The following is a 14781-nucleotide window of genomic DNA, read 5'->3' on the forward strand; positions in this document are numbered from 1 at the left end:
AAGGTGTCCGCAAGCTCCTTGAGCTCGTCATCCGGACCCCCCAGCTCGATCCGCCGGTGCAGATCCGAACCCGCCACCCGCTGAGCCGTCCGCGTAATACGACCCAACGGCGACAACACCCGCCCCGCCATCGCATAACCGAAAGCGAAAGCCACCACCGTCAAACCCAGCAACGCCAGCACGGAGCTGTTGAGGAAGGTGTGCAGGGCCTGTTCGCGTTGGTTGCGGAGGCAGCGGCCGATCGCCGAGTTGATCTCGTCGAGCGAGGCGACCGACGGCAGGTCGGGACAGCTGATGTTGCCCAGCCTGACGTTGCTGCCGAACACCCTGAACTCCGGGGTGCCCTCCTTGAGGGTCCGGGCCGCCAGAAAGTAGATGATGACGAGCAGCACGACCCCCGCCATCAGGAACATGCCACCGTAGAGCAGGGCGAGCCGTATCCGGATGGTCGGCCGCAACCACGGTGCCGGACGGTGGTCCGGCGGCCGGGGAGCCCGGGTGGGCCGCGGAGGTACGGCCACCGGCGCGGACGGCGGGGACGACGAAGAGGACGGGGAGGACGAGGAGGACGGGGAGGACGAGGACGGCGGGGTGGAGACGGTCACGGTCATCAGCCCCGAAGACCCGGTGACGCGGGCACGGCGATCGAAACCGGGACGGGGGTTAGGCGCACTGCTGGTCCTTCCTCAGATCCCGTGAGGCACACGACAGTTGCCCCACAGCACCCATCCTGCCCAAAGGACCCATAAACCGGCAGTAAGCAACGGATCGCTTCCCGGGGGCGGCGCTTCCCGGGCCGGCGCTCCCGGCGCAGCCCTCCCCCTGCCCGCCCCTGCCTGGCCGCCCCCGTCGGGCGGCCCCCGCCTGGCGGCCCGCCCCCACCTGGCCGTCCGGCCATCCGGAGCCGGGCCTCAGCCCCGCGCCGGCTCGGGCGCCGGCACGTGTCTCAGCCCTGCGCCGCCTCGGGGGCCAGCACGTCCAGCTCGGCCCGGGTGGGATAGGACGGCTGGGCGCCCGGCTTGGTGACGGCCGCGGCACCCACCCGAACGGCGAAGCGCGCCGCCTCGGGCAGCGATTCGCCACGGGCCAGGCGGGTGGCGAGGGCACCCGTGAAGGCGTCGCCGGCCCCGGTGGTGTCCACGGCCTTGACCCGTACGCCCGGGACCTCCGTGGCCCCCGAGGCGTCCAGGACCAGCGCGCCGTCGCCGCCGAGGGTGACCACCACGGAGCGGGCGCCCCGCTCGCGCAGCGCCTGCGCCCACGCGGCGGGCGTGCCGTCGGCGAGCCCGGAGAGCTGCCGCGCCTCGTGCTCGTTGACCACCAACGGGTCGGCCGTCGCGAGGAGTTCGGGGTCCAGCGCGGCCGCCTCGGGTGCCGGGGAGGGGTTGAGGACGACACGGGTGCCGGTCTGCTCGGCGGCCGCGGCGGCGGCGCGTACGGACTCCATGGGGATCTCCAGTTGGAGGGAGACCACCGTGGCGGCGGCGATGGTGTCCTTCGCCGCCGCCACGTCCTGCGGGGTGAGGGCGGCGTTGGCGCCGGGCGAGACCACGATGCTGTTGTCGCCGTCCGGGTCGACGAGGATCATGGCGGTGCCGGTGCGGGCCGCGTCGTCCACGATCACCGGGCTGACGTCGGTGCCCGCTTCACGCTGGGCGCCGAGCAGCAGTTCGCCGTAGGCATCGCCGCCGACCCGCGCCAGCAGCGCGGTGCGTCCCCCGATCCGGGCCGCCGCGGCCGCCTGGTTGGCGCCCTTGCCGCCGGCCGACTCGACCAGATCCGTGCCGGTCACGGTCTCGCCCGCGCCGGGCCGGCGCTCGACCCGTACCGTCAGATCCGCGTTGGCCGAGCCGACCACGAGGACGTCATACATGCGCCGCTCTCCCATTTTTCTCCTCCGTCGTGGCCCGGCGACCCGCCGGGCCGCACTCTCAGCCGTCGAACTTCGCGGCGTTCTTCGCCGTCACCAGCACCACCGGCACTCTGACCGACTGCGGCAGCTTCTCACCACGGGAGGCCTTGAGCGCCCAGTCCACGGCCTGCTTGCCGAGGAGTTCCGGCTGCTGGGCGACGGTGGCGGTCAGCGTGCCCTTGCGGACCGCCGTGACGCCGTCCGGTGTGCCGTCGAACGCCACCACCTTCACGTCCTTGCCCGAGCGGCCGCCCAGCGCCTTGGACGCGCCCAGCGCCATCTCGTCATTGGCGGCGAACACCCCGCCGATGTCGCGGTGCGCCTGCAGCATGTTGGTCATCACGTCCATGCCCTTGGTGCGGTCGAAGTCCGCGGGCTGACGGGCGACGACCTGGATGCCGGGGTATTTCTTGATGCCTTCCTCGAAGCCCTTGCCGCGCTCGCGGGCGGCGGAGGTGCCGGCCTGGCCCTCCAGGAAGGCCACCTTGCCCTTGCCGCCGAGCGATTCGGCCAGCGTCTTCGCGGCGAGCCGGCCGCCCGCGACATTGTCGGAGGCGATGGTCGAGCCGACCTTGCCGCCGTTGACACCGCGGTCGATGGAGATCACCGGCACCTTCGCCCGGTTGGCGACGCCGACGGCCGGGACGGCGGCGTCGGAGTCGACCGGGTTGATGATGGCCGCCTTGACGTTCTGGCTGGTGAACGTCTCCATCTGGTTGATCTGCTGGGTCGGGTCGTTCTGCGCGTCGGTGATGTTGAGGTGCAGATGGCGGGCGTCCGCCTCGGCCTGGGCGCCCTTCTTGATGCCGACGAAGAACGGGTTGTTCATCGTGGACAGCGCCAGCCCCAGGTCGGTGTTGCCGCCGCGGTCGCAGCCGGCCAGCCCCAGGGCGACGGTCGCGGCCAGCCCGGCCACCAGCGGCGTCCTGAGCCGGGCGCTCGCGCGTACGGTCGCGCGTGCTGTCGCGCGTGCGGCCTCGGGTGCGGCCTCGGGTGCGGTCTTCCGGCCGGTCCCCCGGGCGTTCCGCCGGCCGGTCCCCGGGGCGCTCCTCGGGGCGTTCATCGGGGCCTTCATCGCGCGCTCCGGCGGCGCAGCGTGTCCAGGAGCACCGCCAGCGCGATGACCAGACCGGTGGCCACCTGCTGCCAGAACGCCGAAACGCTCAGCAGGTTCAGGCCGTTGCGCAGGACGGCGAGGATCAGTGCGCCGATGAGGGTGCCGGAGGCCTTGCCTGAGCCGCCGGAAAGGCTGGCCCCGCCGATGACGACGGCGGCGATGGCGTCCAGCTCGTAGCCGGTGGCGGCCTGCGGCTGGGCGGAGGTGAGCCGGGCGGCGAGCACGATGCCGGCGACCGCGGCGAACAGCCCGGACAGCGCATAGATGACGAGCTTGCGGCGCTTGACGTGGATGCCGGAGAGCCGGGCCGCCTCCTCGTTGCCGCCGATCGCGAACATCGCCCGGCCGGTGTACGTACGGGCCAGGACCAGCGCGGCGATCAGCCCCATGGCGATCATGACGAGGACGGGCACCGGCAGCCAGCCGCCGAGGGTGTCGCCGAGCGCGCCGACCGAGCCCGGGAAGGGGATCGGCGAGCCGCCGGAGATGACCAGGGCCAGACCGCGGCCGATCGAGAGCATCGCCAGCGTGGCGATGAAGGCGGGCAGTCTGCCGTAGGCGACCAGCGCGCCGGAGACCAGACCGGCCCCCGCGCCGACCGCCAGACCGAGCGGTACGGCCATCCAGACGGGCAGGCCCTCGCCCGTGGCCGCCCAGGCGACGACGGTGGCGGAGAGCCCGGCGACCGAGCCGACGGACAGATCGATACCGGCCGAGACGATCACGAAGGTGACGCCGAAGGCGAGGATCGCGGTGACCGACGCCTGGACGCCGACATTGAGGAGGTTCTGGCCGTTGAGGAAGTCCCTGGACAGCACCGCCATCACCACGACCAGGGCGATCAGCCCGCCGAGCGGGCCGTTCCTGAGGACCGCCCGGGAGAACCACGCTCCCGCGCCGTCCCGGTCCGGTGCCCGGCCCACCGCCTCGGCGGCGGCTCCCTTCTTCAGCTCAGTGGACATCGGAGCCCTCCATCGCGCTCTCGTCGTGGTGCTTCGTGCTCGTGTTCGTGCTCGTGCCGTGCGGGGACTGGAGCGCCAGCTCCATCACGGCGTCCTGGGTGGCCTCTTCGGCCGACAGCTCTCCGGCCAGCCGGCCCTGCGACATCACCAGCACCCGGTCGCTCATGCCGAGCACCTCGGGCAGATCGCTGGAGATCATCAGCACCGCGCGGCCGGACGCCGTCAGTTCGTTGATGAGCTGGTAGATCTCGACCTTGGCCCCGACGTCGATACCGCGCGTCGGCTCGTCGAGGATCAGCAGCCTGGTGTCCGCCAGCAGCCACTTGCCGATGACGATCTTCTGCTGGTTGCCGCCCGAGAGGGTGCGGGCGCTCTGCCCCAGCCCGCTCATCCGGACCTTCAACTGCCCGGCGACGGTGGCCGCTTCGCGCCGCTGCGCGCCCCGGTCCACCAGCCCGCCGCGGGTGTCGCGGTCGAGGCGGGCGAGGGTGAGGTTGTCCTGGAGGGAGGCGTCCATGACCAGGCCCTGGCCCTTGCGGTCCTCCGGCACGAGGCCGAGCCCGGCGCGCATGGCGGCGCGGACATCGCCGCGGGCCAGCTCCTTGCCGTCGACCTCGACCGTCCCTGCGTCATAGCGGTCCACGCCGAAGACCGCCCGGGCCACCTCGGTGCGGCCCGCGCCGACCAGCCCGGCGAGGCCCACGACCTCACCGGCCCGCACCTCGAAGTCGATGCCCTCGAAGACCGGCCCGGCCACGGTGCCGTTGCGGGTCAGACCGCGGACGCGCAGCAGGGGCGCGCCCGGCTCCTCGGGACGCTGCCGCGGATACTGCTCGGCGATGTCCCGGCCCACCATGAGGCGGATCAGCTCGTCCTCGTCCGTCGAGGCCGGCACCTCCTCGACGGAGCGGCCGTCGCGCAGGACGGTGACCCGGTCGCCGAGTGCGCCGATCTCGTCCAGGTGGTGGGTGATGAAGATGATGCCGACGCCACAGTCGCGCAGCTCGCGGACGATCGCGAAGAGGGTTTCGACCTCCTCGGAGGTCAGGACCGCGGTCGGCTCGTCCATGATCAGGACGCGCGCTTCCAGGCTCAGCGCCTTGGCGATCTCGACCATCTGGAGACGGGCGATGCCCAGTTCGGCGACCGGGGTGTCCGGGGAGACGTCGAGCCGTACGCGCCGCAGCAGCTCGGCGGCCCGTGCCCGCATCGTCTTCCGGTCGACCAGGCCGAGCGCGGTGCGCGGCTGGCGGCCCAGGAAGATGTTCTCGGCGACGGTCAGCCCGGGAACGAGGTTGAACTCCTGGTAGATGGTGGCGATGCCGTGCCGTTCGGCGTCCTGCGCCGAGCGGATGGTGACCTCGTCGCCGTCCACGAGAATGCGGCCCTCGTCGGGGCGGTGGGCGCCGGAGAGCATCTTGATGAGGGTGCTCTTGCCCGCGCCGTTCTCGCCGAGCAGGACATGCACCTCACCGGTGCGCAGGGTCAGGTCCACGCCGTCCAGCGCGCGGACGCCCGGGAACGACTTCGTCACCCCCTGCACGCGCAGCAGTTCGCGGCCGCCCGGTTCGTCGTCGTTGACGCCGGTCATGCGCTGCCCCTCTCTTCCTCGGATGGTTCTGGTGACTGACGGGGTGGCCCGCCCGGACGGGGGTGCCGGGCCCGGAGCGGCGGGCCGGCCCGGGCGGGCCCGCTCAGGGGGCGGGCACTTCGCCGCAGGAGCGGCGGGTGACCAGCCGGGCGGGCAGCAGCACGGAGTCGGCGGGCCGCCCTTCGATGCGCTCCAGCAGGGTGTGGACGGCGGCCCGCCCGAGTCCGCGGGTGGGCTGGGCGATGGCGGTCAGCGGCGGATCGGTGTGGGTGAACCACGGCACATCGTCATAGACCACCAGCGCCACGTCGTCGGGGACCCGCAGCCCGCGGGCACGGAGTTCGTCCATCGCGCCCAGCGCCATCAGGTTGTCGGTGGCCAGCACCGCGTCCGGCGGTTCGGGGAGGTCGAGGAAGGCGCTCATCACCTGCCGGCCCCCGGTGTGCTGGAGGTCGGGGGTGGCGCCGACCCGCTCGTCGGGCAGTGCGATGCCGTGCCCGGCCAGCGCCGTACGGAAGAGGTCCAGGCGCTCATCGCCGGTGGGGGTGCCGGCCGGGGCGACGATGATCGCCGGCCGGCGGCGGCCGAGGGCGGCGAGGTGGGCGGCGAGCTCGGTGAGCGCGTCACGGCCGTCGGCGCGTACGCAGGGGGCGTCGATGCCGGGCACGGCGCGGTCCAGCAGCACCAGAGGGGTGCCGGAGGCGACGACCTCGCGGAGCATCGCCGAGCCGGTGCCGGCCGAGCTGACCAGCAGGCCGTCGATCCGCCGGTCGAGCAGGGTGCGGATGTAGTCGTCCTGCTGCGCGGGGCGCTCGCCGGCGTTGCCGATGACCAGGCTGTAGCCGAGGCTGCGGGCCTCGTCCTCGACGGCGTCGGCCAGCTCGGTGAAGAACGGGTTGGTGAGGTCGCTGATGATCAGACCGAGCGCGCCGGTTCGTGCGGTGCGCAGCGCGCGGGCGACGTTGTTGGGGCGGTAGCCCAGCTCCTGTACGGCGGCGAGCACCCGCTCGCGGGTCTCCGCGACCGGGCTGTGGCCGTTGAGGACCCGGGAGACCGTGGCGACGGAGACCCCTGCCCGTTCTGCCACATCCTTGATGTTCGCCATGGCGCCGTTGCCGTTCTGTCCGTGCGAGCACTTCCCGTGCGGGGAGCGGCTTCGCATGATCGATGTGTAATCGATTTCGCGAGGGATTCGCGGGGGCTACGAAATCGATTACACGGGGCGTGCGTCAAGATGGCGTGAATGTTGGCTGCGTCACATCACGGCGCGGAAGGGGGGCCTGTCGAGCCCGGGCACTCCCCCGTTGGCCGCCCCGCCTCGACGACGGGCACCGGCCGTGTCCGGACCCACGGGGCCCTCCGGCAACTACCGGGCGAACTGCCCCACACACGCGACGATCGCCACCAGCAGGCCCAGCACCCCGATGACCACCTGCCATCTGTCAGACGGCGCCCACCGGTCGCTCTCCTGCTCCGTGTCCTGATCGTCCATCGCTCCTCCTCGCTCCTCCGGACAGGCCCCGGAGACCAGGGCCCCCACCGGCCGGCCGCCGGCGGAGCTGTGGGGAGGAACGTGGTGAAGCCCCGCCAGAATAGCGCGAGTTGACGCCGCATCGGCGGAAAACGGCAGACGCACCAGGGGCCGCACCCCGTTCACGGGATACGGCCCCTGGCCTCACATCTCCTGCCGCACGTTTCCGGCGCCCACGGCCCCCGGTGCCCACGGCCCCCGGTGCTCGCGGGCCCCAGCGCTCACGGCGCCCGGCGTCGGGCGTCAGTCGACGGGCGCCGGGCGCCGGGCGCCGGGCACCCGGCGTCGGGGGCGCCGGGGGCGTCGGGGGCGTCGGGGGCGTCGGGGGCGTCGGGGGCGTCGGGCGTCAGACGACGGTGAGCCTGACTTCGATGTTGCCGCGGGTGGCGTGGGAGTACGGGCACACCTGGTGCGCCTTCTCCACGAGGTCGCGGGCGGTGGCCGCGTCGACGTTCGGGATCGCGGCGGAGATCTCGACCGTGAGACCGAAACCGCCGTCCGGGGTCTTGCCGATGCCGACCTTGGCGGTCACCCGGGAGTCGGAGACATCGGCGTTCTCCCGGCGGGCGACGACGCTGAGCGCGCCCTGGAAGCAGGCGCTGTAGCCGGCCGCGAACAGCTGCTCGGGGTTGGTGCCGGCGCCGCTGCCGCCCTGCTCCTTGGGCGGGTTGACGATCACGTCGAGCTTGCCGTCATCGCTGGCGACGCGGCCGTCACGGCCGTTCTCAGCGGTGGCGACGGCGGTGTAGACGACATCGACGGACTGGATGGACATACCAAATCCTCCTGTGGTTCGCCGCGACTCGTGCCCACGGATCGCGACGGCGTGCCGCCGAGCCTAACGGGCGGGGCAAGGGGTCGGAGGGAGGCGGGCGAGGTGGTGAGATGGATGCCCCTCGGGCTTTCCCCGCCCCCCTGCTCCCCCACCCCTCCTCCGGCGCCAGGGCGTCGTCGAACTGTCGTCAGCTGTCGCCAGCCGTCGTCTGTCGACGTCTGTCGTCAGCTGTCGAGGCTCACGATCATCTTTCCGGTGTTCTCGCCGCGCATCAGGCCCAGGAACGCCTCGACGCCGTTCTCGATGCCGGCCACCTTGGTCTCGCTGAACTTGAGCTCGCCGGAACGGATCCAGGCGGAGACCTCCTCGACGAACTGCGGCTGCAGCGCGGCGTGGTCGCTGACCAGCAGGCCCTGCAGGCGCAGCCGCTTGCCGATCACCATCGCGAGGTTGCGCGGGGCGGGGCTCGGCTCCGTGGCGTTGTACATCGAGATCATGCCGCAGATGGCGGCGCGCCCGTGAACGTTGAAGGAGCTGATCGCCGCCTCGAGGTGGTCACCGCCGACGTTGTCGAAGTAGACGTCGATGCCGTCCGGCGCGGCCTCCTTGAGCTGCTTGGCGACATCGCCGTTCTTGTAGTTGAAGGCGGCGTCGAAGCCGTACTCCTCGACCAGGAGCTTGACCTTGTCGTCCGACCCGGCCGAGCCGATGACCCGGGAGGCGCCCTTGAGCTTGGCGATCTGGCCGACCTCGCTGCCCACCGCACCGGCCGCGCCGGACACGAAGACGGCGTCGCCCTCCTTGAAGGACGCGACCTCCAGCAGGCCCGCGTAGGCGGTCAGGCCCGGCATGCCCAGCACGCCGAGGTAGGCGGTGAGCGGAGCCAGCGACGGGTCCACCTTGGCGGCGCGCTTGGCGTCCAGCACCGCGTACTCACGCCAGCCGAGACCGTGCAGCACATGGTCGCCGACGGCGAGGGAGTCATCGCGCGAGGCGATGACCTCGCCGACCGCGCCGCCGTCCATCGGCTGGTCGAGCTGGAAGGGCGGGACGTAGGACTTCACATCGTTCATCCGGCCGCGCATGTACGGGTCGACGGAGAAGTGCTGCGTACGGACGAGGATCTGACCCTCGCCGAGCTCGGGCACCGCGGCCTCGCGCAGCGCGAAGTCCTCCGGCGTGGGCCAGCCGTGGGGGCGGGCGACGAGATGCCATTCGCGGCCGGTCGTGGGCAGTGCGGACATAAGCGCGATCCTCCAAAAGCTTCAGGTACTGAAACAACCATGCTCCTCGATATTTCATGTTGTCAAGTAAATGGGTATCCTCGTGTGTATGACCCCCCGCGCAGACCCCCTGACCGTCGAGGTCGTCGACCTCATCGGCACCGTCGTCGCCCGCTACTACGAGGAGTACGAGCTCGCCGCGGCCGAGCACTCCCTCACCGGCGCCCAGGCCAGGGTGCTCAGCCTGCTCAGCCTCGAACCGCTGCCCATGCGCAAGGTCGCCGAGCGCCTGAAGTGCGAGCCGTCGAACGTCACCGGCATCGTGGACCGCCTGGAGTCCCGCGGCCTGGTCGAACGCCGCCCCGATCCGTCCGACCGCCGCGTCAAGCTCGCCGCCCCCACCGACGAGGGCGCGCGCACGAGCGAGGCGCTGCGCACCTCGCTCCACTTCGCCCGCGAACCCCTCGGCCGTCTGACGGTCGCCGAGCGGACGCTGCTGAAGGAACTGCTCCAGCGGATGCTGGGCGTCGCGCCCGAGTGAGCCGGCCGACGGCCGGGCGCCGAATCGGGGCGCCTGATCCGGGTGCCGAATCGGGGTGCCGATAGGGGCGCCGAATCGGGGTGCCTCCGCAAGAGAGACAAGGGCGCTCCGGCCGCCGCAAGAGAGCGAGAGCGCCCGGCCGGTACCTCCTTGGAGGGGTGCGGCCCCACGGGGTGTTCCGCGAGCCCCCCAGGACGCAGGCGACGGACCGGCTAGGACGCCGGCGACCCACCGGCCGCGTCCGCTCCCACCTCTGCCCCAACCACTGCACCCTGCCGCCCACCAGCCGCCCCCGAAGCGTCCGGCTCCCCCGCGGCTCCCGCCGTCCGCAGCCCCCGCAGCAGCGCCAGCGCCAGCACCGCGGCAACGGCCATGACGCCCGCGGCGCCCAGCACCGCCGTCCGCAGCCCGTCGGTGAACGCCGCCCGAGCCGCGGTCAGCAACATCTCCCCGGCCCTCCCGGGGAGTTGACCAGCCACCGCCACGGCGCCCGCCAGCGTCTCCCGTGCCGCGCCCGCCGCGTCCACAGGAAGGCCCGGGGGCAGCGCGCCGCCGATGTCACCGCGGTAGATCGCGCTCCCGACGCTGCCCAGGACCGCCATGCCCAGCGCGCCGCCCAGTTCGGTGCCGGACTCCAGTACGGCCGAGGCGGAGCCCGCCCGCTCGGGCGGCGCGAGGCCGATGGCCAGTTCGTTGCCGAGTGACATCACCACCACCAGGCCCGAGGCGTAGACCGCCGATCCGGTCAGGAGGCACCACAGGGCCGAGCCCGGCTCCAGCCAGGACAGCCAGACGAAGCCGCCGGCCGCGATGCCGCACCCCATGGCGATGACATAGGCCCGGTCCATCCGCTGGGCGAGCGCGGTGGCGGCCGGCGCCATCCCGCCCACCGCGAGGGTCGGCAGCAGATTCCACAGCGCTGCCTCCATGGGGCTCATGCCCCGTACGGACTGCAGGTACTGGGTGAAGAACACCGCGCAGCCGACGATCGCGAACATCGCCAGCAGGTTCATCAGCACCGAGACGCTGAACCCGCGGTGCCGGAAGAGCTCCAGATCGAGCATCGGATGACGGGCGGTGCGCTGGCGGTACACGAAGGCCGCGGCCGCCGCCAGGCCGGCCACGAGGGCGAGGACGGGCAGCACCGCCAGGCCGTCGCGGGCGATCTCCTTGACGCCGTAGACCACCGGCAGCATGGCGAGCAGGGAGAGCAGCGAGCCGGGCAAGTCGAAGCGTCCGGCCGCCGGGTTCTTGAACTCCGGCAGCAGCAGCGGCCCGCAGACCAGCAGCAGCACCATCGCCGGGGCATTGACCAGGAAGACCGAGCCCCACCAGAAGTGCTCCAGCAGCGCCCCGCTGAGCACCGGACCGACCGCGATGCCGCCGGTCACCGCGGCCGACCAGATCGCGACCGCCTTGCCGCGCTGCTTGGCGTCGTGGAAGAGGTTGCGGATCAGCGCGAGGGTGGACGGCATCAGGGTCGCACCGCCGATGCCGAGCAACGCCCGTGCGGCGATGAGCATTTCGGCGCTCCGCGCATAGGCGGCCACCCCGGAGGCGAGTCCGAAGAGGAGGGCGCCGGACAGCAGCAGCTTGCGGCGGCCGATGCGGTCGCCCAGCGCCCCCATGGTGATCAGCAGGCCGGCCAGGACGAACCCGTAGACGTCGAGGATCCACAGTTGCTGGACGCTGCTGGGCTTCAGCTCCGCCGTCAGGAACGGCACCGCGAAGTAGAGCACCGAGACGTCCATCGAGACGAGCAGGCAGGGCAGCAGGAGGACGCCCAGGGCGGTCCACTCCCGGCGGCCGGCCAGCGGCTTGGATGTGTACGGAGTAAACGACATGGATGACACCGTAAGCAGGTTGCGCTTACGGTGCAAACATTAGTCCTGACAAGGGAATTGGTGATGCATCACACTAGTGCACCGGCCCTAGTGCAACGCCCGGATGGAGTGCGGACTACTCCCCTCACACCCCGCAGGATTACCCTGGCTTCCCCTGGCGCACTAGTACGGAGGCCCCCCGTGGAGCAGCCACCCCCACCGCCCTACCGCAAGATCGCCGACGCGATCCGGCACCGTGTCGCCACGGGCGAGCTGACGCCGGGCGACCGCGTGCCCTCGACCCGGCGGATCACCCAGGAGTGGGGGGTGGCGATGGCGACCGCCACCAAGGTGCTGACGACGCTGCGTCAGGAAGGGCTGGTACGGGTCGTACCGGGGGTGGGCACGGTCGTGGCCGAGCCGCAGCGGACCGCCCGCCGCGGCGGGCCGGTACGGGAGCGGCGGGCGCGGGAGACGGACAGCGGGCTGAGCCGCGAGAGCGTCGTGCGGGCCGGGATCAAGGTCGCCGATGCCGAGGGGCTGCGGGCGCTGTCGATGCGCCGGGTCGCCGCCGAGTTCGGGGTGTCCTCGATGGCGCTCTACCGTCATGTGGCAGGCAAGGACGAGCTGGTGCTGTTGATGGCGGACGCCGCGTTCCTCGACGTCGAGCTGCCCCGGCCGGCGCCGGACGGCTGGCGCGCACGGATGGAGGCGGGCGCACGCCTGCAGTGGGAGCTCTACCGGCGGCACCCGTGGCTGGCGCAGCACCTGTCGATCACCCGGCCGCAGCCGATGCCTCGGGCGATGGCACTGATCGAGTGGACCATGGCGCGGGTCCGGGGGATGGACCCGGTGACGCTGATCCACATGGCGCTGACGCTGCTGGGCTTCGTGCTGTCCACCGCCGCCGGATTCGAGGACGACCTGGAGGCCGAGCAGGAGACCGGCATGGACCAGGAGCAGTGGATGGCCACGATGGAGCCGACGTTCGAGGGGATCCTCGCCTCGGGCTCGTACCCCATGTACGCGGGGGTCTCGGCGATCGGTGAGGACGTGGTGAATCAGGACTCGCTCTTCGAGTTCGGGCTGGCCCGTCTGCTGGACGGCATGGAAGCGCTCGTGGGGCGGCCGGGGGGCGGGGGTGAGGTTGGTGTTGGTGTTGATGGCAGTGACGCCGGTAATGGTGCGGATGACGGGGTTGGCAGGGATGGCGGGGATGGCGGGGATGGCGGGGATGGCGGCTGAGCGGCCTGCCCGACTCCCGACCGCGGGCCCTCCGGTCCCCCGGTCCCGGATCCCGCTCCGTCCACGACCATGTCCTCATGAACGGCACCGCTGACACCGACCCGCCCGCCGGCTCCGGAGCCTCGTCCGGCCCGCCGGGGCCGGTCGCCTTCCAGCTCGTCCTGCTGCGCCGGATGGCCGACCACCACCCCGGCCTGGTCGAGGATGCCCTGCGGACCCTGGGGACCTCCCGCGCCGATATGCGCGAGGCCAACCGCCGCTGGCAGGCACGCATGCATGCCCCGCGGGCGCGCGGCGGCGCCTGGCCGTATCGTGCGCTGCTCGGCACCCCCGAGACCGTCACCACCCGCCGTATCGGCGACCTGACCTGCGAGGCCCTGGCCTGGACCGTTCCGCTCTGGCCCGATCTGCGCTTCGAAGTCCTCACCGGCGCCCGGGGCGCCGTCTGGAACGCCTGGCTCGTCCGGGCACCCGGCGCCAGGGCCCCTGACCTGCGGACGACCGAGGATCTGAGGCCCTGGTCGTGCACGGTCGACGAGGTCGCCCGCGCCTTCGCACCGGCCCGTCCGAGGGAGGGCAGCGCCCCCACCCGCTGGCAGCTGGCCTGCACCGCCCCCGGTCCCGACGGCACCCCCCGGGACATCGTCGCGGAATTCACCTGGGGGCTGTACCAGCGGCTGACCGGTTCGGCCCCCGCCACACCGGCCAACGGCCGCGACCTCACTCCTTCGCCCTAACCGCCCCCGGTCCGTCCCCGGCCCGTCCCCCGAGCGGACCTTTCCAGCGGGCGGGCGGCCGCGCGCGACCGGAGGATGGCGCACGAGCGGTCCCTGCGAACAGGCCGCACGAGCGCTTTCGTCCATACCGGCCCGTCGGGGAGGAATCATCCATGACCATCAGCCTCGCCCAATTGCGGCGGTGCTCGGCCGCCGTCGACCTCGGAGCGGCCCGGACCAGGGTGTATGTGAAGAACCAGGGGCTGGTCGTCGATGAACCGACCGTCGCCGCCATCAACACCCGTACCGGGGCACTGCTGGCTGTGGGCGCCCAGGCCGAGGTGATGGACGGGCGCACCCCCGACTACATCCGGGTGGTACGCCCGGTCTCCAACGGCACCATCGTCGACATCGACATGGCCCAGCGGCTGCTGCGCACCCTGGTCGGCGACAAGCTGCGCAAAACCTGGCGGCGCCGCCCCACGACCCGGGCCGCGGTCTGCCTCCCGTACGGCAGCGAGCCGCTGGCCCAGCGGGCTGCCGTGGAGACGCTGACGGGGCTGGGGGCACGGCGGGTGGAGCTGGTCGACACCCTGGTCGCCGCCGCGGTGGGTTCCGGGCTGCCGGTGGAGCAGCCCGAGGCCACCATGATCGTGGTGTGTGGTGCGGGAACCACGCAGGTCGCGGTGCTCTCGCTCGGTTCGATCGTGGCGGCGGAGACCGTTCCGGTGGGCGGCAACGCCATCGACCACGCGGTGATCCAGCATCTGCGGCTGCACCACGAGCTGATGCTGGCGGGCCAGGCGGTGCGTCCGCTGCAGTTGATCCTCTCCGGCGGCGACGGCCTGACCCCCGGCTCCACCGAGGTGCACGGCCGGGATGTGGTCAGCGGGATGGCGCGCTCCGTGCATGTCGACACCGAGCGGGTCCGGGACGCCATCACCACCCCGCTGACCGCGATCCTCGACGCCATCGGGTCCGTGCTGCGCCGCTGCCCGCCGGATCTGGTGGCCGATCTCGGGGAGCGCGGCATCGTGCTCGCGGGCGGCAGCGCGCTGATCCCCGGGCTGGAGCCGATGATTCATCAGGCCACGACCATGCCGGTGCACACCGCGGACCGCCCCGACACCTGTGCCGTGATGGGGCTCGGCGCCATGATCGAGGGCAAGGTGCAACCCCTGCACCTCGATCCGATGGACCCGTAAGGACGCGCACGCGCCGGGCCCGGGCAGGCGGGCAGGCGGGCAGGCGGGCAGGCGGGCAGGCAGGTCAGCCTGCCGGTTCCGGGCACCACTGGCTCCGGACGCTGCAGGCTTCAGGCCCTGCACGTCCAAAGGCCTCGCAG

Annotated in this window: 13 protein-coding genes and 1 pseudogene; 5 read left to right on the top strand and 9 right to left on the bottom strand. The window is 72.3% G+C overall.

Translation table 11 applies throughout. From position 1 onward, the window contains the following. Positions 1-413: HAMP domain-containing protein (locus ACGFR7_RS31075; RefSeq protein WP_393325614.1), on the bottom strand; the 413-nt coding region annotated here is incomplete at its 3' end. A gap of 85 nt (positions 414-498) precedes the next feature. On the opposite strand from ACGFR7_RS31075, the gene ACGFR7_RS31080 reads away from it, so the two are divergent. After that, positions 499-699, top strand: a complete 201-nt coding sequence (locus tag ACGFR7_RS31080; RefSeq protein ID WP_393325615.1) for a hypothetical protein — start codon at positions 499-501, stop codon at positions 697-699. A gap of 247 nt (positions 700-946) precedes the next feature. Here ACGFR7_RS31080 and ACGFR7_RS31085 read toward each other — a convergent pair whose 3' ends face one another. From ACGFR7_RS31085 to ACGFR7_RS31115, 7 genes and pseudogenes are all read right to left on the bottom strand, one after another. Further along, on the bottom strand, positions 947-1873 hold the full coding sequence (locus ACGFR7_RS31085) for a ribokinase (RefSeq protein ID WP_393325769.1): 927 nt from the start codon (positions 1871-1873) through the stop codon (positions 947-949). Between the two features lie 58 nt (positions 1874-1931). Further along, a pseudogene (locus ACGFR7_RS31090) lies at positions 1932-3991 on the bottom strand (substrate-binding domain-containing protein). After that, on the bottom strand, positions 3981-5582 hold the full coding sequence (locus ACGFR7_RS31095; protein ID WP_393325616.1) for a sugar ABC transporter ATP-binding protein: 1602 nt from the start codon (positions 5580-5582) through the stop codon (positions 3981-3983). The pseudogene ACGFR7_RS31090 and the gene ACGFR7_RS31095 overlap by 11 nt, the downstream one beginning before the upstream one ends. A gap of 103 nt (positions 5583-5685) precedes the next feature. Further along, positions 5686-6687, bottom strand: coding sequence for a LacI family DNA-binding transcriptional regulator (locus ACGFR7_RS31100; protein WP_393325771.1), 1002 nt, complete (start codon positions 6685-6687; stop codon positions 5686-5688). A gap of 261 nt (positions 6688-6948) precedes the next feature. Continuing rightward, positions 6949-7074 (bottom strand): hypothetical protein, encoded by a 126-nt coding sequence (locus ACGFR7_RS31105; RefSeq protein WP_018088072.1) that lies wholly within the window; start codon positions 7072-7074, stop codon positions 6949-6951. A 385-nt stretch (positions 7075-7459) separates the two neighbouring features. Then, a complete protein-coding gene (locus ACGFR7_RS31110) occupies positions 7460-7888 on the bottom strand; it encodes an organic hydroperoxide resistance protein (RefSeq protein WP_393325618.1) in 429 nt (142 codons plus the stop codon). Positions 7889-8112: 224 nt separating this feature from the next. After that, on the bottom strand, positions 8113-9132 hold the full coding sequence (locus tag ACGFR7_RS31115) for an NADP-dependent oxidoreductase (protein WP_393325620.1): 1020 nt from the start codon (positions 9130-9132) through the stop codon (positions 8113-8115). Between the two features lie 88 nt (positions 9133-9220). Here ACGFR7_RS31115 and ACGFR7_RS31120 point away from each other — a divergent pair, with 88 nt between their 5' ends. Next, the gene (locus tag ACGFR7_RS31120) at positions 9221-9652 is read left to right on the top strand and encodes a MarR family winged helix-turn-helix transcriptional regulator (RefSeq protein WP_393325622.1); all 432 of its coding nucleotides are present in this window, start codon (positions 9221-9223) and stop codon (positions 9650-9652) included. Positions 9653-9864: 212 nt separating this feature from the next. Here ACGFR7_RS31120 and ACGFR7_RS31125 read toward each other — a convergent pair whose 3' ends face one another. Beyond that, positions 9865-11496, bottom strand: a complete 1632-nt coding sequence (locus ACGFR7_RS31125) for an MFS transporter (protein WP_393325624.1) — start codon at positions 11494-11496, stop codon at positions 9865-9867. A gap of 180 nt (positions 11497-11676) precedes the next feature. On the opposite strand from ACGFR7_RS31125, the gene ACGFR7_RS31130 reads away from it, so the two are divergent. From ACGFR7_RS31130 to ACGFR7_RS31140, 3 genes are all read left to right on the top strand, one after another. After that, the gene (locus ACGFR7_RS31130) at positions 11677-12720 is read left to right on the top strand and encodes a TetR/AcrR family transcriptional regulator C-terminal domain-containing protein (RefSeq protein WP_393325626.1); all 1044 of its coding nucleotides are present in this window, start codon (positions 11677-11679) and stop codon (positions 12718-12720) included. Positions 12721-12797: 77 nt separating this feature from the next. Then, positions 12798-13457 carry a hypothetical protein gene (locus ACGFR7_RS31135; protein ID WP_393325628.1) on the top strand — a complete coding sequence of 220 codons (660 nt, stop codon included), beginning with the start codon at positions 12798-12800 and terminating at the stop codon, positions 13455-13457. Between the two features lie 152 nt (positions 13458-13609). After that, complete coding sequence (locus ACGFR7_RS31140) at positions 13610-14641, top strand: rod shape-determining protein (protein WP_393325630.1); 1032 nt, start codon at positions 13610-13612, stop codon at positions 14639-14641. The last annotated feature ends 140 nt before the right edge of the window (positions 14642-14781 follow it).

This window comes from Streptomyces sp. NPDC048516, assembly GCF_043199875.1.
GTDB lineage: Bacteria > Actinomycetota > Actinomycetes > Streptomycetales > Streptomycetaceae > Streptomyces.